This is a genomic window from Lacibacter sp. (assembly GCF_057361365.1).
Window position 1 is genome coordinate 22,299 of record NZ_JBMQSG010000015.1, and the last position, 16,684, is coordinate 38,982.

17 protein-coding genes are annotated in these 16,684 nt (G+C 40.3%); 12 read left to right on the top strand and 5 right to left on the bottom strand.

All coding sequences use genetic code 11. The features are described 5' to 3' along the window. Positions 1–60 precede the first annotated feature (60 nt). The gene (locus ACO1QW_RS13860; protein WP_486259468.1) at positions 61–747 is read left to right on the top strand and encodes a cell division ATP-binding protein FtsE; all 687 of its coding nucleotides are present in this window, start codon (positions 61–63) and stop codon (positions 745–747) included. On the opposite strand, the gene ACO1QW_RS13865 is transcribed toward ACO1QW_RS13860, so the two are convergent. Genes ACO1QW_RS13865 through ACO1QW_RS13875 form a run of 3 tightly spaced genes read right to left on the bottom strand, consistent with a single transcriptional unit; the run spans position 728 to position 3,575 of the window. After that, complete coding sequence (locus ACO1QW_RS13865; protein ID WP_486259470.1) at positions 728–1,846, bottom strand: glycosyltransferase family protein; 1,119 nt, start codon at positions 1,844–1,846, stop codon at positions 728–730. The two genes, ACO1QW_RS13860 and ACO1QW_RS13865, sit on opposite strands and share 20 nt — an antisense overlap. Then, positions 1,839–2,960 (bottom strand): glycosyltransferase, encoded by a 1,122-nt coding sequence (locus ACO1QW_RS13870; RefSeq protein ID WP_486259472.1) that lies wholly within the window; start codon positions 2,958–2,960, stop codon positions 1,839–1,841. Before ACO1QW_RS13870 ends, ACO1QW_RS13865 begins: the two co-directional genes overlap by 8 nt. 42 nt (positions 2,961–3,002) lie before the next feature. Further along, positions 3,003–3,575 (bottom strand): DUF3575 domain-containing protein, encoded by a 573-nt coding sequence (locus ACO1QW_RS13875; protein WP_486259474.1) that lies wholly within the window; start codon positions 3,573–3,575, stop codon positions 3,003–3,005. Between the two features lie 68 nt (positions 3,576–3,643). On the opposite strand from ACO1QW_RS13875, the gene ACO1QW_RS13880 reads away from it, so the two are divergent. From ACO1QW_RS13880 to ACO1QW_RS13920, 9 genes are all read left to right on the top strand, one after another. Continuing rightward, positions 3,644–4,105 (top strand): nuclear transport factor 2 family protein, encoded by a 462-nt coding sequence (locus ACO1QW_RS13880; protein WP_486259476.1) that lies wholly within the window; start codon positions 3,644–3,646, stop codon positions 4,103–4,105. Positions 4,106–4,196: 91 nt separating this feature from the next. Further along, the gene (gene rpsO / locus ACO1QW_RS13885; RefSeq protein ID WP_486259478.1) at positions 4,197–4,469 is read left to right on the top strand and encodes a 30S ribosomal protein S15; all 273 of its coding nucleotides are present in this window, start codon (positions 4,197–4,199) and stop codon (positions 4,467–4,469) included. A 158-nt stretch (positions 4,470–4,627) separates the two neighbouring features. Further along, entirely contained in the window at positions 4,628–6,805 is a 2,178-nt protein-coding gene (pnp, locus tag ACO1QW_RS13890) for a polyribonucleotide nucleotidyltransferase (RefSeq protein ID WP_486259480.1), read from the top strand. 138 nt (positions 6,806–6,943) lie between these two features. Further along, positions 6,944–7,762 (top strand): 50S ribosomal protein L11 methyltransferase, encoded by an 819-nt coding sequence (gene prmA / locus ACO1QW_RS13895; protein WP_486259482.1) that lies wholly within the window; start codon positions 6,944–6,946, stop codon positions 7,760–7,762. Between the two features lies 1 nt (position 7,763). Continuing rightward, positions 7,764–8,390, top strand: coding sequence for a glycerol-3-phosphate 1-O-acyltransferase PlsY (plsY, locus tag ACO1QW_RS13900; protein WP_486259484.1), 627 nt, complete (start codon positions 7,764–7,766; stop codon positions 8,388–8,390). Between the two features lie 75 nt (positions 8,391–8,465). After that, a complete protein-coding gene (locus ACO1QW_RS13905) occupies positions 8,466–9,278 on the top strand; it encodes a M48 family metallopeptidase (RefSeq protein WP_486259486.1) in 813 nt (270 codons plus the stop codon). 153 nt (positions 9,279–9,431) lie between these two features. Then, positions 9,432–9,878, top strand: coding sequence for a hypothetical protein (locus tag ACO1QW_RS13910; RefSeq protein WP_486259488.1), 447 nt, complete (start codon positions 9,432–9,434; stop codon positions 9,876–9,878). Positions 9,879–9,935: 57 nt separating this feature from the next. Next, positions 9,936–10,457 carry a class IV adenylate cyclase gene (locus tag ACO1QW_RS13915; protein ID WP_486259490.1) on the top strand — a complete coding sequence of 174 codons (522 nt, stop codon included), beginning with the start codon at positions 9,936–9,938 and terminating at the stop codon, positions 10,455–10,457. Between the two features lie 13 nt (positions 10,458–10,470). Continuing rightward, positions 10,471–11,085: a phosphatase PAP2 family protein gene (locus ACO1QW_RS13920; RefSeq protein ID WP_486259493.1), complete on the top strand. Its 615-nt coding sequence runs from the start codon at positions 10,471–10,473 to the stop codon at positions 11,083–11,085. On the opposite strand, the gene dnaG is transcribed toward ACO1QW_RS13920, so the two are convergent. Continuing rightward, the gene (dnaG, locus tag ACO1QW_RS13925) at positions 11,082–13,145 is read right to left on the bottom strand and encodes a DNA primase (protein WP_486259495.1); all 2,064 of its coding nucleotides are present in this window, start codon (positions 13,143–13,145) and stop codon (positions 11,082–11,084) included. The two genes, ACO1QW_RS13920 and dnaG, sit on opposite strands and share 4 nt — an antisense overlap. Between dnaG and prfB the strand changes: the two genes are divergently transcribed. Both prfB and pruA read left to right on the top strand, forming a co-directional pair. Then, positions 13,108–14,203 (top strand): peptide chain release factor 2 gene (prfB, locus tag ACO1QW_RS13930; protein ID WP_486259497.1). Its coding sequence is split into 2 segments (ribosomal slippage): positions 13,108–13,155 and positions 13,157–14,203, totalling 1,095 coding nucleotides; the frame shifts between segments, so codons are not numbered across the junction. The two genes, dnaG and prfB, sit on opposite strands and share 38 nt — an antisense overlap. 105 nt (positions 14,204–14,308) lie before the next feature. After that, positions 14,309–15,940, top strand: coding sequence for an L-glutamate gamma-semialdehyde dehydrogenase (pruA, locus tag ACO1QW_RS13935; protein WP_486259499.1), 1,632 nt, complete (start codon positions 14,309–14,311; stop codon positions 15,938–15,940). A gap of 37 nt (positions 15,941–15,977) precedes the next feature. Here pruA and ACO1QW_RS13940 read toward each other — a convergent pair whose 3' ends face one another. After that, positions 15,978–16,529: an outer membrane beta-barrel protein gene (locus ACO1QW_RS13940; RefSeq protein WP_486259501.1), complete on the bottom strand. Its 552-nt coding sequence runs from the start codon at positions 16,527–16,529 to the stop codon at positions 15,978–15,980. Between the last annotated feature and the right edge of the window lie 155 nt (positions 16,530–16,684).

Genomic DNA, 16,684 nt, shown 5'->3' on the forward strand with positions numbered 1-16,684 from the left:
AATCAAAACAGTGTCTTTATAAGTTTGTGAAATGTCTATTTTTGCCAAAAGCCAAATATAATGCCCCCAATAGTAGAAATAAAGAACGCTAATATATACCAGAGCGGTAATCTTATTCTGAATGATGTAAATCTTACAGTGAACCAGGGTGAATTTGTGTATCTCGTTGGTAAAACAGGTACAGGTAAATCTTCTTTGCTAAAAACCTTGTATGGTGAATTGCCTTTAACCGAAGGTGATGCTACGGTGGCTGGTTTTAATCTGCGTGAAATGGATTGGAAAAAAGTTCCCTTCCTGCGCAGGAGCCTGGGTGTGGTGTTCCAGGATTTTCAATTGCTCACTGATCGTAATGTGCACGAGAATTTAAAATTTGTGCTGAAGGCAACCGGTTGGAAAGATGAAAACCTGATGGAAGAAAAGATCAACGATGTATTAGATAAAGTGGGTTTGAAGTCAAAAGGATTTAAAATGACGTTTGAAATGAGTGGTGGCGAACAACAACGTGTTGACATTGCACGTGCGCTGCTCAACTCCCCTAAATTAATATTGGCTGATGAGCCTACAGGTAATCTTGATCCTGAAACAAGTGATGAGATCATGAACTTACTGATACAGGTTGCAAGAGATTACAACACTACTGTTATTATGGCTACGCATGATTTTATGGTGATCAGAAAATTCCCTGCCCGCCTGGTGAAAACTGAAGGCGGTAAAGTGTGGGATAATGCTACTGTAGAGCACGCATAAGCTGCTCTGCATTTTTCTTATTATTAAATTGTTGCTGCAGTAAATTTTCTCTTAATTGAACATCATCGTCCGTGAATTCTTTATGGAATAAACGGAATGCATGGTATTTGAATTCCGTTGGATTATTCGCCAGTTGACAAACGCTTTCAAGGCCTGTACCTTTTATCATAGCATCATTCGCCAGCACATGACGGCCTTTAAATAAAGCGTTCAGCAATTTTAATTTAATACCCGAATGGGTGAACGACGGAAGAATATGAAGCTGGGCTTTTTGAATTAAGTCATTTAATTCAGCTTCGGTAGGATTGGCAACTATACAGGTGTGAGGCCATTTATGAGAAAGTTCAACCAGTTTATCGGATGGATTTTTTCCTGCAATCACCAGTGGTATATCAAGGTCCCGGAAAATTTTTTCCAATAACCACGCAGCAGTCTTTTCATTTTCAGCAACAGATAAGTTGCCATGGTAAAGAATAAAATTTCCTTTACCTGTTTTTCCTGTAACAATATCATTGGGAATAAATGCAGGCAGGTATTGAATATTGCTTGCTTTAAAAAGCTTAACGTATGAAGCACAATCGTCTTGCGACAACGAAAGAATGCAATAGTCTTTTAATTTTTCTTCGTATCGTTTTAACAGGCGGCTTTCATGTTGCATGTAGGCCTTACGAACCAATGAGGTTTCCCACTTGCCCAACTGTTTGTAATACTCAAACTCCGTGTTGTGAAGACGAATAGCAATATTTTTTTTACTGATCGCTCCATTGGTTAATCCATACGTACAATGCACACCTTCAAACAAAATTGGATGATCATCAGCATTCAAACGCTTCCATAGTTGTTCATCATTGCGTGAAGCAACGATGTAGGGGAATTGTAAAGAAAAACCTTTGTGTCCTTCTTGCCTGGAATAATAGTGAACCTCAGCACAATATTTCTCCAGTTCAGGTTGTTCGCCACGACCGTATTCAAAACAATGTAAATGAACTTGTACTCCCGATTCATGCAATGCTTTTACTTTACAAAACACATCAACTACGCCTCCATAATCGGCAGGATAGGGCACATCAAATGAAACAATATGTAAATGTTCAGCCAAGGAGTTTTTTGTAAAAGTTAATGACAATTTTTTCTTCTTCCTGCCAGTTAAGTACCGCTGCTGCTTTCACACAATTTGCTTTCATCCTTTCATGCAACTCTTTATCATTTATCAAACGGGTTAAGCCATTCGCAATTGTTTCCTCTTTTGTATCAGGTATCAACAAAGCGATTTCATATTCTTCATTGATCTTTTGGTAAGCAGGATAATTCATGCACAGCTGTGGCACACCTGCCTGTATATAATCAAAGAACCGATTGGCGAGCGAAAGATAGTTACTCAATCCGTTGTTTTCAAATAATGTAATTCCTGCATGAGCGGTTGATGTAATTTTTCGGAGATCAGCAGGAGAGAGCTTTCCTTTTAATTCAACTTTGTTTTGCAGCTGGTGCTGATGAATTAAAGATCGTGTCTGTTCTAAAAAATTTCCGTCGCCGTAAATGTGTAAAGGAGCGTCAACATTTCTCATTGCAGGAATCAATGTTTCAAAACTTCTTCCTTCGTTTACGGCTCCCTGGTAGAGGAAGAATATTGAAGGTTGAGTATTATGCATTAAAGGTTGTTCGTAACCCTTAACTCTTAACTCGTGATTTTTTCGAAAAGGAACATTACGTACCACTTCATATTTTACCCCATACATCTTTTCAAACTCTTTGGCTATGGGTTCGCAAACTGTATAACCATATTTGAATTTCGGCACTGTAAACCTTTCGATCCATTTCCACATACGATAGCGTGATGGACGTGTTACGATTTCTTTCATCTCACAAAATAATTCATGTGCATCGTAAACACGTTTGCTTTTTCTTAATTGAGATACAAATAAGCAAGGTAGGATTGTATCAAGATCAATGGCGCAAATGCAATCAACTTTTTGAAACAGCAACCAGAAAAATAGGCGCAGGTTATATTCAGCATAAAACAATGCTCCTTTGGTAAAAAAGCAATACAGCCTTTTTTGTTTGAATAATTGTTGTTGTAAAGGAGCTGATGCATTTAGTTTGCGGCCAACCAATGTTACAGTGTATCCTTGTTGGGCAAGTGTTGTGCAGATACGGATCATACGTTGATCGTAGGTAAGATCATTAGTAACTGTACAGATGAAGTTTGCCAAGCGTTAGTTGGTTTTGTGCAAATTAATGAAATGAAAAGGTAATCACTGTTCATGTTTTTTGCCGAGCCATATTCCCAGCGATATATCGGCAATTAAATTGAATTCATTATTAACTATTGGAGCATATAGACCTGGCCCTACACTGCAATCAAGACTAAAGCGATTTTTATAATTACGTTGAATGCCCCAAACAATTCCAAAATTGGCAAGGTTGGAAGCTTGTTTAATAGAATAATTTCCCAGGTCGCCATAATAATAGGTAATACCTGAATAACCATATCTCGCCAAAAATGAAATATAGTTCGCAGAATTATGGTCGATGTTTTTTTCTTTCCGCTCACGTTGAGCAAAGTTGTAATAATATCGGAACTGGCCGGCAATTGCGGCAGTAGGAGCAATGGAATAATTTTGGCCCAATGAAGAGGAGGCAGAAAATGACCAGCCAACCACAAATGCTGCTTTTGCTTTTACGGTAAATTTATTTGCTACCGGATGTTCATAGGTAATACCCGGGGAAAGAAGGGTAGCCGTTAAAACAGGCGTGGTATAAGTCTTTTGTTGAGCAGTTGATGAAAAGGAATTCCAAACGAAGAACATCAGGATAAGGTATCGCATCGATTTTTTTGAGAAAGATAAATAAACAAATCCAACCATGTTTGCTGCCTATTTTTTATCTTGATAGAATGAACATCATTGAAACCTTCTACACTGCATTTGCTAACGGCGACGCACAAACCATGGCGGCCTGCTATCATCCCGAAGCTGAGTTTACCGATGAAGTATTTGTTGGCTTAAAAGGCAGAGAAGTGCCAGCCATGTGGAAAATGTTGATCGAACGAAGCAAGGGAGAAATGGAAATTACCTTCAGCCATGTACAGGAAAACGGGCAAACGGGCAGCGCCGATTGGGTAGCGGTGTATATATTTTCAGCTACAGGAAGGAGGGTGATCAACCGCATTCATGCGGAGTTTGAATTTAAAGACGGGAAGATTTACAGGCATAGGGACAGCTTCAACCTACATAAATGGGCAGCTCAGGCCATGGGGCTCAAGGGTAAATTGTTGGGGGGTACTTCTTTTTTCCGGAAAAAAATACAAAAAACGGCCGGAGATGGCCTCAATCGCTATATTAGCCGGAATATTTAATGCCTCACTTGCTCCTTTTTTTAACTATTTCCCCTACCTTTGCCGCCAATTTATAGATGTACAATTTGGATGTCAATTAAAAAAATCTGAGATGTCAGCAATTACAAAAGAAAAAAAAGCAAGCATTTTCGCAACTTTCGGTGGTTCTGAAAAAAACACCGGTTCTATTGAAGGACAAATCGCTCTTCTTACTGAGCGTATTAACCACATCGCCACTCATCAGAGAGAAAATAAGAAAGATTTCTCTACTAACCGTGGTTTGATGCAGCTGGTTGGCCAACGCAAGAGTTTACTCAGCTACCTGAGCAAAACCGACCTGCAAGGCTACCGTGCTTTGATTGAGAAATTAGGTCTCCGTAAATAATTACGGCTATGTAATAAATCATTATTCCCAACACGTTTTTAATGCGGTTGGGAATTTTGTTTTTCCTACAGGTTTCTCCCTTCATTCATTTTTCACAGAATTGCCTGTAAGGCTTTCTCCCCGCCTGCCTGCTTGTCAATTCACAAACAACATGTTCTATGTTATCACAACCTATCAGTAAATCATTTGATCTGGGTGGTGGACGCATTGTTACCATTGAAACCGGTAAACTTGCCCGCCAGGCCGATGGCGCTGTAACTGTTCGCCAGGGCAATTGCGTATTGCTCGCCACAGTAGTAGCCAATAAAGAACCAAGAGAAGGACAGGATTTCTTTCCATTGTCAGTAGATTACCAGGAAAAGTTTGCATCTGCAGGCCGTATTCCCGGTTCATTTTTTAAGCGTGAAGCAAGATTGAACGATTACGAAGTTTTGACAAGTCGTTTGATCGATCGTGCTTTGCGTCCATTATTCCCTGAAGATTATTTATGCGATGTGCAGGTATTGATCAGCCTTGTTTCATCTGATGCAGAGGTTATGCCTGATGCATTAGCTTGTTTGGCTGCATCGGCTGCATTAGCTGTTTCAGATATTCCCATCAAAGAAATTATTTCTGAAGTACGTATTGCAACAATTGATGGCGAAATGGTGATCAACCCAACACGCTCACAATTGACAAAAGCAACTTCTGAATTCATCATTGCAGCAACTGAAAAAAACCTGATGATGGTGGAAGGTGAAGCGAAAGAATGCAGTGAAGAAGACTTAGTGAAAGCATTGGAATTAGCACATGATGCCATTCGTTTGCAGATCAAAGCACAGCAGGAATTGAGAGATGCAAAAGGCATCACTACCAAACGTGATTATAAAAAGCCGGAAGGAAACGAAGAGATCAACCAAAAAGTTATTGCATTTGCTAAAGAGAAAGTATACCAAATTTCTAAACAAGCCAGTGCAAAGCATGATCGCAGCGATGCTTACAGCGCATTGAAAGATGAGTTGATCGCAAGCCTGGGTGAAGAAGCAACAGATGCAGAAAAGAAATTGGCAAAGAAATATTACGAAGATCTGAAGTGGGAAGTTGTGCGTGATATGATTCTTGAAGATCGTGTACGTTTGGATGGCCGTCAGTTAGACCAGGTGCGTCCATTGGCAATGGAAATTGAACCATTACCAACACCACACGGTTCGGCGTTGTTTACACGTGGCGAAACACAATCATTAACAACAGTAACATTAGGTACTAAGCTTGATGAGTTATTGGTTGAAAGTGCAGCGAACAGCAACTATTCAAAATTCTTCCTGCATTATAATTTCCCACCGTTCTCAACTGGTGAAGTAAAGATGATGCGTGGCGCCGGCCGTCGTGAAATTGGTCATGGTATGCTTGCTCAACGTTCATTAAAACAAATGATGCCTGGTAGTGAATATCCTTACACCGTTCGTGTAGTGAGTGATATTCTTGAATCAAATGGTTCATCATCTATGGCAACTGTTTGTGCAGGTTCATTAGCATTGATGGATGCTGGTGTTCCAGTGCAAAAACACGTGAGTGGTGTTGCAATGGGATTGATCACACGTGGTGATGGTAAGTATGCGATCTTAACTGATATCCTTGGTGATGAAGATCATCTTGGTGATATGGACTTTAAAGTTACCGGTACACGTGAAGGAATTTGTGGTGTGCAGATGGATATTAAAGTTGATGGTTTGAGCATGGATGTAATGCGTGAAGCATTAAACCAGGCGAAAGCTGGTCGTTTGCATATCCTTGATGCAATGTATGAGTGTGTTTCGGAGGCTCGTCCTGAAGTGAAACCACATGCACCACGCATGGAGAAACTGATCATCGATAAAGAATTTATTGGTGCAGTTATCGGGCCCGGTGGTAAAGTGATCCAGGAAATTCAACGTGAAACAGGTACTACAATCACAATTGAAGAAGTAGGTAACTACGGCGAAGTAAGCATCTTCTCTCAGGAAAAATCTGGTTTGGAAAAAGCAGTTGCCTGGGTAAAAGGTATTGTGGCTGTTCCTGAAGTTGGTGCAGTGTACGAAGCAACTGTAAAAGGTATTAAAGAGTTCGGTGCCTTTGTTGAATTCCTGCCGAAGAAAGAAGGTTTATTACACATCAGCGAAATAAGCTGGAAGCGTTTAGATAGCATGGAAGGTGTGTTGAATGTTGGAGATGTGGTGAAAGTAAAACTCATTGGTCTTGATCCAAGAACCGGTAAGTTTAAACTCAGCCGCAAAGTGTTGATGCCAAAACCTGAAAGTGCTCCACGCCCGCAAGCTCAGCCTAAACAGGATGAGAGTAATGGTGAAGAGCGTCTCTAAACTTTCAATGAAATAAGTGAACTTTACAGTCCCGCTGAAAAGCGGGACTTTTTTATTCTTAGGTATGCCATATTTGTTCAACATCAGAAATACTTATACTGCATTACAAAGTATAGCATACCTATATAGCTTTTTATTATGAATAATTACATCAAAATAACACTGCCGGTCAGCAGCGATGAACAGCAAGAGATTTTATTAGCATTGTTAAGCGAAGAAGGTTATGAGGGATTTGAAGAAACAACTGATGTGCTGAATGCTTACATCAGCGAAGAACAATACAATGAAGAACAGTTGATAGAATTGTTGTCAGCTTTTTCAAAAACATTTTCGAAAGAAGTAATAGCGCCCAAGAATTGGAATGCAGAGTGGGAGAGCAATTATGAACCGGTGATCGTTGATGATTTTGTTGCAGTGCGTGCACATTTTCATCATCCTATTGCAACGGTTGAACATGAAATTGTTATTACGCCTAAGATGAGTTTTGGCACGGGTCATCATGCAACCACATGGCAGGTAATGAAACTGATGCAGCGCATTGATTTCGATAACAAGTCAGTTTTTGATTTTGGTTGCGGCACTGCTGTGTTAGCTATTCTTGCAGAAAAGTTAGGGGCAGCTGCTGTACTTGCAGTTGATAATGATGATTGGTGTATTGAAAATTCAATCGAGAACGTGGAAACTAATCGTTGTAACAACATCACTGTGCAAAAAGCAGACACTCCTGTTATGCAACAATTCGATATCATACTTGCAAATATTAACCGCCATATTCTATTACAATACATGGAAACAATGGCCGCTACGCTCAACCCACATGGTTTTATCATCATCAGTGGTTTTTATAAAGAGGAAGATTCGATGCTGATTGATGCAGCCGCTGCTCAGCAATTAACATTGATCGCTTCATCTGATCGTACAAACTGGAGTGCTTTACTGTTTCAAAAGATAGCGTAAGATGAATCTGCTGCTGCTTATAATCTCAGCTTATCTTATTGGTTCAATCCCCACTGCTTACTGGATAGGGAAATGGTTTTTTAATATCGACATACGTGAACATGGAAGTAAGAATATGGGAGCATCCAACACATTTCGTGTGCTTGGATCAGTATGGGGAATTATTGTATTGATTATTGACATGGGAAAAGGCATTGCAGCAGTACAGCTTGCGCATGCGGTTGAGTCATCCGATTGGTTAGGAAGCGAATCATCATTTTGGAAATTGTTGTTCGGATTAGTGGCAGTAGGCGGGCATATCTTCCCCATATTTGCAGGCTTTAAAGGTGGTAAAGGTGTTGCAACTTTGTTTGGCGTGGTATTGGCCATTCAACCATGGACAGCTCTTATAAGTGTTGCTGCGTTCATGATAGTGGTTTTTTTAACAAAGTATATTTCATTAGGATCCATTATCGCCGTTATAGTTTTTGCAGGGTGTGTATGGTTTGCGGTACAGGAAACAAATGTGTACATGCGTTGGTTTTCAATAGTTGCTGCTTTACTTGTAGTGCTAATGCATTGGACAAATATTAAACGGTTGCTGGCGGGGACTGAAAATAAATTTAAAGGGTTGCGTAAGAAAAAATAATCTTAGCCTTTTTTCAAAATAGGTCGTTTTAAACTTGGTACGTAAATTGGAATCAATAAGGGAAATACACATAAGATGAAAAAGATACTCAGCTCATTTACATTAATGGTTTTCCTGATGATCGGTTGTGCAAAGAACCAGATCACAGGCCGTAACCAATTGAAATTACTACCCGAAAGTGAACTGCAGTCAATGGCAACGCAGCAATACCAGCAGTTCCTGGCTGAAAACCGTGTAGTGTCAGTGGGAGTAAATAAAGATGCGGAAATGGTTCGACGTGTGGGTACACGTATTGCATCAGCCATCACCAGGTATTTGCAAGATCAGGGAAAAGGCGATATACTTGAAGGTTATAAATGGGAATTCAATCTCATCGATAATAAAGAAGTTAACGCATGGTGTATGCCAGGTGGGAAAGTGGTAGCCTACACAGGACTGTTACCCGTTACGCAAAACGAAGCAGCACTTGCTGTAGTAATGGGGCATGAAATTGCACACGCTATCGCCCTTCACGGTAACGAACGTATGAGCCAGGGGTTGATACAGCAGCTAGGAGGTGTGGCACTACAAGTAGCCGTGGCGAATAAACCTGCTGAAACACAAAACCTGTTTATGACGGCCTATGGTATTGGTACAACAGTGGGCGGCACATTGCCCTTCTCCCGTAAGCAGGAGTTAGAGGCCGACCAGTTTGGATTGCGTTTCGCAGCCATGGCCGGTTACAACCCACAGGAAGCTATTCCTTTCTGGCAAAGAATGGCGCAGGCCAGCAGCGGACAGAAGCCGCCCGAAATTTTGAGCACTCACCCGTCCGATGAAACACGTATTACTAAAATGCAGCAATATGTAAAAGAGGCAATGCCTTACTACAAACCGATTGGTAAATAATTGATTCGTAGTCTATTAATATAAAATGCCCGGCTCGTTAGCCGGGCATTTCTGTTTCTTTCTTTTTAAAATATTTAGCTAACGACCCGTAGAAATAGTAAAAAACGCCTACCTTTGCAATCCACTTTAGTTCTCATCAAAATTTACATTGGCATGTCTATTTCTCTCTTGGAAAAACTCCAATTGAACGAAGAAAAGAACTTATTAATCCAGGGCTTACCCTCTTCAATCGAAAAGCAATTTGTAAAGTTATCATTCGCTAAGAATGTTACTCCATTGCTGCGTAGTAAGAAGATTGATTTCGCCCTGATCTTTGCGGTAAATCAAAATCAATTAAACGGAATCTTAAAGGAAGTGTTACCAGCTTTGGGCCCCAACGCCAAATTCTGGGTGGCATATCCTAAATCAGCTTCCAAAATTGTGAGTGATTTGAACCGTGATGGAAGCTGGCAATTTGTTTGCCAGTGCGGATTTGAAACTTCAGAAGAAGTAGTGTTGGATCATGTTTGGACAGCAATGCGTTTTGAACGTGCAATTGCGTTAGCTCCAAAACCAACCAGAACAAACAGAACTTCAAGGTTAACTCCAGCTGAAGCTTAAATCCGGTTTCACCAACTAATTACACTAGCCGTCTGCAAAGGCGGCTTTTTAGTTTACATGAGTCATCATAATATCGAAATAAAAGCACGTTGTGCCGATGCTTCGTTTATACGAAACTACCTGCAGCAAAATAAGGCAAGGCTTGTTGGTATAGATGAGCAAACAGACACCTATTTCAACACGGCCAATGGCAGATTAAAAATGCGGCAGGGCCCAATTGAAAATGCACTCATTTATTATAACAGGGAAAATAAAGCAGGTCCAAAATTAAGCGAGGTTAAATTGTTGCCACTTGGCAATAATGCCGAATCATTGAAAGAGTTATTGATGAAGGCGCACGGAATAAAAGTAATTGTAAAAAAGAAACGTGAGATCTGGTTTATTGATAATGTAAAGTTTCACATTGATGAAGTGGAAAGCCTTGGCAGTTTTGTAGAAATTGAAGCCATTGACGTAGATGGAACCTTAGGACTTGAAAAAATAAAACAGCAATGCTATTTTTATTTGCAGCAATTCCAGATCGGTGATGACGATCTTTTAACGCATTCTTACAGCGATCTGTTGCTGAATCAACCTTAGTTTTGTAATTGGTATGAATTGGAAATATAATCATCCCGTACGCAATCTTTTTACATACGCAACAATCTTCTTGTTGCTTTTTGGTGTAGCAGCATTATTCTATTGGAATAAAGAACAGATTTTTATTGCGCTCAATAATCAACACACCGATTTTGCAGATGTGGTATTGAAATATTTCACTTATGTAGGGGATGGAATTTTTATGGCCGCTCTTGGTGTTATTATGTTTTTGATCGGCAAAAGAAAACTTGGCTTGTTGCTGATCTTATCTTTCCTGTTAAGTGGATTGCTTGCACAAACAATTAAACGCATTGAACAACGACCCCGGCCGGGTGCTTATTTCAAACAGCCCGAACGCATTCATCGGGTTGATGAAAAATTGCTGAAAGGAAATAACAGTTTCCCCAGTGGTCACACCACTACCGCATTCGCCACATTTAGTTTACTTGCTTTTGCTACCCGCAATAAAATGGTGCAGCTTTTCTTTTTTGCAGTTGCAGTAATTGTTGGCTATTCCCGTATCTATTTAGGAGCACACTTTGCTGAAGATGTGTTGGCAGGAGCGGCCTTAGGTTTTGTAAGCTCTTATTTTTTGTGTTGGTTGTTGCGAAAGAAAGAGTGGGATTAGCGGAATATAACGGTACCCATCACTTTGGTCAATTCCATTTCAAGTTGTTTCAAATGCTGATGCGTTTTGATGAGCGTCACCAATTCTTCTGATGTATGTTCACGTTCCATGTCACGCTGGTTTTCATCCATCATCTTTTTGATTTTACGCAACTTTAAATAAGTGAGAATCGATTGCATTTCCTGTAAATACAATTCATCTTTTGTAGGAAATGGTTTTTCATAAATGCGTATCCAGTTCGGACTAAGCTCTTCACTAAAATCAGCCAACGAAACAACATGCTTACTTACTGCTTGGTCTTCGTGAAAAAGAAAACCTTTCATGGTCGGTTCTTGTCCCTCATTGTATAACTGGCGATACAACTCAACCAGGTTAACAAGATCAGGATGCTCAACCATACTCCATTCATCAATTTCAGCTAATGCATGTTGGGCAACTGTTGTTTCTTCATCCCATGGCTGTAATCCAAAATCTAGCAAACATCGCACTAGTGCACGCTCATGCACTTCATCTGTATTGAGCAGCTGAAGTGTTGAATCTTCATAATTGTCGGTTCCAGGAAAATCAGGAAGCTGTTCTTTTTCACGTGTGTTTTTTTCTTCCAGCTTCGTCATCCGTTCACGAATGAACTTATTCACCAATGAATGCAAACCTGCTTCATCGATCTTTAACAGCTCCGCACTTTTATGAATATAATCCTGCTGACGGGTGAAGTCTTCAACCTTATTAATTCTGCTGATACTTTCAGCAATAGTATTAACAGCCGCCGCTTTCTTGCTTGTATCGTTGCCTGCATCTTTCAGCATCACCTCAAGCTGAAAGAGAATAACATCTTTTTTATTCTGTTTAATGAAATCAACAAAACCGGAAGCGCCAACTTTGTTAACGTAGCTATCAGGATCTTCTTTATCTGGGATCAATACAAGATGAACATTCAGTCCTTCTTCCAATGCCAGATCTAACCCCCGCATGGCTGCTTTAACACCTGCAGCATCACCATCATATAAGATCGTAAGATTGTTACTGTATTTTTTGATCAATCGTAATTGATCAGGTGTTAATGAAGTACCACCACTTGCAACAACATTTTCGATGCCCGCCTGGTGAAGTGAGATTACATCGGTATAACCTTCCACCAATAAACATTCATCGTTTTTATCAATCGCCTGTCGTGCGAAATAAGTGCCGTAAAGAATTTTACTCTTGATGTATACTTCGTTCTCAGGTGTATTGATGTACTTCGGGGCATTTTCTTTTTTACCAATGATACGTGCACCAAAGCCTATGATCTTGCCGGTGTTATTATGAACAGGAAAAATAATACGCTCACGGTAATTATCCATCAACTCACCATTACGTTCAGCAACAATACCTGTTTTGGTAAGAAGCTCCGCATTGTATTGTTGTTTCAACGCTTCACTTGTAAACGCATCACGCTGGCGTGGTGAATAACCCAGTTGAAATTTGTGAATGATATCTTCTCTGAAGCCACGTTCTTTTAAATAGCTTAAAGCAACAGCTTGTCCCTCTTCTGTGTCAAACAATTGTTTGCTGAAAAATTGCTGAGCAAAAGAGTTAATGATATAAAGACTGTCTGCAGTTTGGCGTTGTTCTTTTACTTCAGGCGAGGAATACGTTTCTTCTACAGTTACATTGTACTTGGCTGCGAGAAATTTTAATGCATCAACATAGCTGTACTTTTCATGCTCCATCAAAAAACTCACGGCATTACCACTCTTGCCACAACCAAAACATTTGTACAATTCTTTGGCGGGAGATACAGTAAACGATGGGCTTTTTTCATTATGAAAAGGGCAGAGGCCAAGGTAATTTGCGCCTCGCTTCTTAAGCTTAACAAAACCGCCTACAATTTCCACAATATCAATGCGGCTTAAAATCTGTTGTATGGTATCCTGTGAGATCAAGGCGGGCAAATTACGAAAAAGATTCTTGCTGCTGTCCATCACTGTGCAATCGTTTGGGCGTGGAAACTGCTGCAATCTCCTTACATTTGCACCCGTTATGACACTAGAAAAATTAAACGATATAAGGGAACGCATTCTTGTCCTGAGGAGGTTTCTTTGACGTCGAGAACCGACTATATAAAATTGCAGAAGACAAGCAACTCTCACTAAGTCCCGGTTTTTGGGACGATAATAAGCGTGCAACCGAAATTCTGAAAGAAACAAAGAACAACGAGTACTGGGTATCTCTCTATGAGGACACCAATACGGCCGTTGAAGACTTTGCTGTACTCTTTGAATTCTGGAAGGCAGGCGATGCTACCGAAGAGGAAACAAAAGAAGCATACGATAAAGCAGTAAATGCAATTGAAGATGCTGAATTTAAAAGCACGCTCAACCAGCCCGAAGATGAATTGCCTGCAGTACTTCAAATAAACTCAGGTGCAGGTGGAACCGAAAGCCAGGATTGGGCCGAAATGCTTGCACGTATGTATCGCATGTACGGCGAAAAGCAGGGCTGGAAAGTAACCGAAATGGATTGGCAGGATGGTGATGGTGCAGGTATTAAAACATGTACTTACCAATTTGATGGTCCGTTTGCTTATGGTTTTCTGAAAGCTGAAAGCGGTGTGCATCGTTTGGTGCGCATTTCGCCATTCGACAGTAATGCACGCAGGCACACTTCTTTTGTAAGCGTGTATGTTTACCCGTTAGTTGATGATACAATTACAATTGAAATCAACCCTGCTGATGTGAAGATGGAAACATCACGAAGCGGTGGCGCTGGTGGACAAAACGTAAACAAGGTAGAAACGAAAGTACAGTTAACGCATATTCCAACGGGTATTGTGGTGGTTTGCCAGCAGGACAGAAGCCAGCTGGGCAACCGTGAACTGGCCATGCAGATGTTGAAGAGTAGATTGTACGAAATGGAATTGCAGAAACGCAATGAGCTGAAGGACGCAACAAATGCCAAGAAGAAAAAGATCGAGTGGGGCAGCCAGATACGCAGCTATGTATTTCATCCATACAAGATGATCAAAGATCATCGCACTGATTATGAAGTGGGGAATGTTGGTCCGGTTATGGATGGTGAGCTCGATGGATTCATCAAAGCTTACTTGATGAGTGAAAAAGAAGCAGAAGCGAATTAGGGAATTTGAAAATTTGAAAATGACTATTGAAAATTGGTCAATGCTCAGTTAGTACGTTTTTTATTTTCAAATTTTCAAATTGATAAATTTTCAAATTACTATTGTATGAATCTTGGTTATTTCAACTATCCTTTACCGGCAAATGAGCCTGTTTTAAATTACGCCCCCGGTTCAGCAGAAAAGAAACGTTTGAAAGAAGTATTAGCTGAATTAAAAAGTGCTGAAGTGGATGTACCCATGTACATTGGCGGAAAAGAAATACGTACTAATAAAAAGTTTGCATTAAGAGCTCCACATGAGCACAAGCATATATTAGGTTATTATCACGAAGGTGAAGAAAAACATGTACGCCAGGCCGTTGATGCAGCCTTAGCAGCAAAGCAAGCATGGGCTGCTATGAGTTGGGAAAACCGTGCAAACATCTTCCTGCGTGCAGCAGATCTAATTGCAACAAAGTATCGTCCTTACATGAACGGCACAACGATGTTGGGCCAAAGTAAGAATGCTTTCCAGGCAGAAATTGATGCTGCTTGTGAGATCATCGACTTCCTCAAATTCAATGTTCATTTCTTAAGCGAAATTTATCGCCAGCAACCTGTCAGCAGTACGGGTATGCATAACCGTATGGAATATCGTCCGCTGGAAGGATTTGTATTGGCTGTAACTCCGTTCAACTTTACGGCAATAGGTGGCAATCTGCCAACCAGTGCTGCTATGTGTGGTAACGTGGTTATCTGGAAACCTGCACACACACAGATCTACAGTGCGCAGATGTTCATGCAAATATTGAAAGAAGCAGGCTTGCCCGATGGTGTTATCAATCTTATTTATGTTGATGGACCAACTGTTGGTAAAGTATGTTTTACGCATAAAGAATTTGCAGGTGTGCATTTCACCGGTTCAACTGGTGTGTTCAATAACATGTGGGAAACAATTGGTAAGAACATGAGCATGTATCGTTCGTATCCACGCATTGTTGGTGAAACAGGTGGTAAAGATTTTGTGATGGTGCATAAGAGTGCTGATCCTGATGTGGTGGCAACTGCATTATTACGTGGCGCCTTTGAATACCAGGGACAAAAATGTTCGGCCGCTTCACGAGCTTATCTTCCGTCGAACATTGCTGAGAAGATAAAGAAGAAACTGGTAGCCGGTGTTAATAGTTTTAAAGTTGGCACCGTTGAAGACTTTACCAATTTTGTAAATGCAGTGATCGATGAAAAGAGTTTTGATAAGATCAAAGCGTACATTGACGGTGCTAAGCGTTCAAAGAAAGCAAGCATACTGGTTGGTGGCGAATGCAATAAGAAAGAAGGTTATTTTGTGCAGCCAACTGTGATTGAAACCACTGATGCGAAATATACAACCATGTGCGAAGAAATTTTCGGACCGGTATTAACTATCTATGTTTATCCTGCAAATGAGTATGAAAAAACATTGGAGCTGGTCGATAGCACTTCACCATATGCATTAACAGGATCCATCATTGCACAGGATCGTTATGCAGTTGAACTGGCAACAAGCAAACTTCGTAACAGTGCAGGTAACTTTTACATCAACGATAAACCAACCGGTGCAGTTGTTGGTCAGCAACCGTTTGGTGGAGCAAGAGCAAGCGGTACCAATGATAAAGCAGGAAGTATTTTAAATCTTTATCGTTGGTTAAGTGCGAGAACAATTAAGGAAACGTTTAACCCGCCAACAGATTATCGTTATCCGTTTTTGGGTGAGGAATAAAAAAATAGGCCGGATAAAATCCGGCCTATTTTTTTATTTATTCTTTTTTGCCTCCTGTATTCAAATGAATCTGGAAGCCCACATTTATTTTAAATACGTTTAGGCGGTCATCAACATCTTCAAATTTCATTGATGAATAGCCGAGGGTAACTTCAAGAGCAGTATGTTGGTTTAAAAAAATGGCCGGACCTGCCATGAACGAATAACCATTCATATTCGTTTTATTATCGCCCATGCCTGCTGAGCCAAAGCCATAACCTGCGTCTAAAAAAACATTTACCCGTTGATTGGAAGCTGCAGGTATAAAATAATACCGGAGAAAAGGAGCGATGCTTGTTGTAACATAAGCATCATCATCGCCTTCCTCTTTTTCAGTATCGATTTGCACTCTTAAACCTCCGGCAAAATTGTTTACAAAAAAGTAACCGATATTGGGTGCAAAACTGAATGCGGTTCCTTTTGAATCGCCCCATTTAGAAGAAGTAAAAGAAGTGGAGCCGCCAAGAAGAAGATTTCCTTTTGTGACTTGGGCATTCATCACATTGACGAAAACGAGCAGTAAGCATACTGCAAGAACTGATTTTTTCATTGTTTAATTTTTTGGGTTAATAAATTATAAGGCACAGAAAAAATCAATCTGTAATCGTATTGTAAGAACTATTACCTATTAAAATTAATAAGTGTTTTGTAGAAATCAAAGCTTTTGCAGGCACTGCAGGTGGATGTGTGTACCCATTAACAGGC

Coding starts and splice junctions, on each gene's coding strand:
- ACO1QW_RS13860 (WP_486259468.1), top strand. CDS start 61: ATGCCCCCAATAGTAGAAATAAAGAACGCTAATATATACCAGAGCGGT.
- ACO1QW_RS13875 (WP_486259474.1), bottom strand. CDS start 3,575: ATGCGATACCTTATCCTGATGTTCTTCGTTTGGAATTCCTTTTCATCA.
- ACO1QW_RS13880 (WP_486259476.1), top strand. CDS start 3,644: ATGAACATCATTGAAACCTTCTACACTGCATTTGCTAACGGCGACGCA.
- rpsO (WP_486259478.1), top strand. CDS start 4,197: ATGTCAGCAATTACAAAAGAAAAAAAAGCAAGCATTTTCGCAACTTTC.
- pnp (WP_486259480.1), top strand. CDS start 4,628: ATGTTATCACAACCTATCAGTAAATCATTTGATCTGGGTGGTGGACGC.
- prmA (WP_486259482.1), top strand. CDS start 6,944: ATGAATAATTACATCAAAATAACACTGCCGGTCAGCAGCGATGAACAG.
- plsY (WP_486259484.1), top strand. CDS start 7,764: ATGAATCTGCTGCTGCTTATAATCTCAGCTTATCTTATTGGTTCAATC.
- ACO1QW_RS13905 (WP_486259486.1), top strand. CDS start 8,466: ATGAAAAAGATACTCAGCTCATTTACATTAATGGTTTTCCTGATGATC.
- ACO1QW_RS13910 (WP_486259488.1), top strand. CDS start 9,432: ATGTCTATTTCTCTCTTGGAAAAACTCCAATTGAACGAAGAAAAGAAC.
- ACO1QW_RS13915 (WP_486259490.1), top strand. CDS start 9,936: ATGAGTCATCATAATATCGAAATAAAAGCACGTTGTGCCGATGCTTCG.
- ACO1QW_RS13920 (WP_486259493.1), top strand. CDS start 10,471: ATGAATTGGAAATATAATCATCCCGTACGCAATCTTTTTACATACGCA.
- dnaG (WP_486259495.1), bottom strand. CDS start 13,145: ATGCGTTCCCTTATATCGTTTAATTTTTCTAGTGTCATAACGGGTGCA.
- pruA (WP_486259499.1), top strand. CDS start 14,309: ATGAATCTTGGTTATTTCAACTATCCTTTACCGGCAAATGAGCCTGTT.
- ACO1QW_RS13940 (WP_486259501.1), bottom strand. CDS start 16,529: ATGAAAAAATCAGTTCTTGCAGTATGCTTACTGCTCGTTTTCGTCAAT.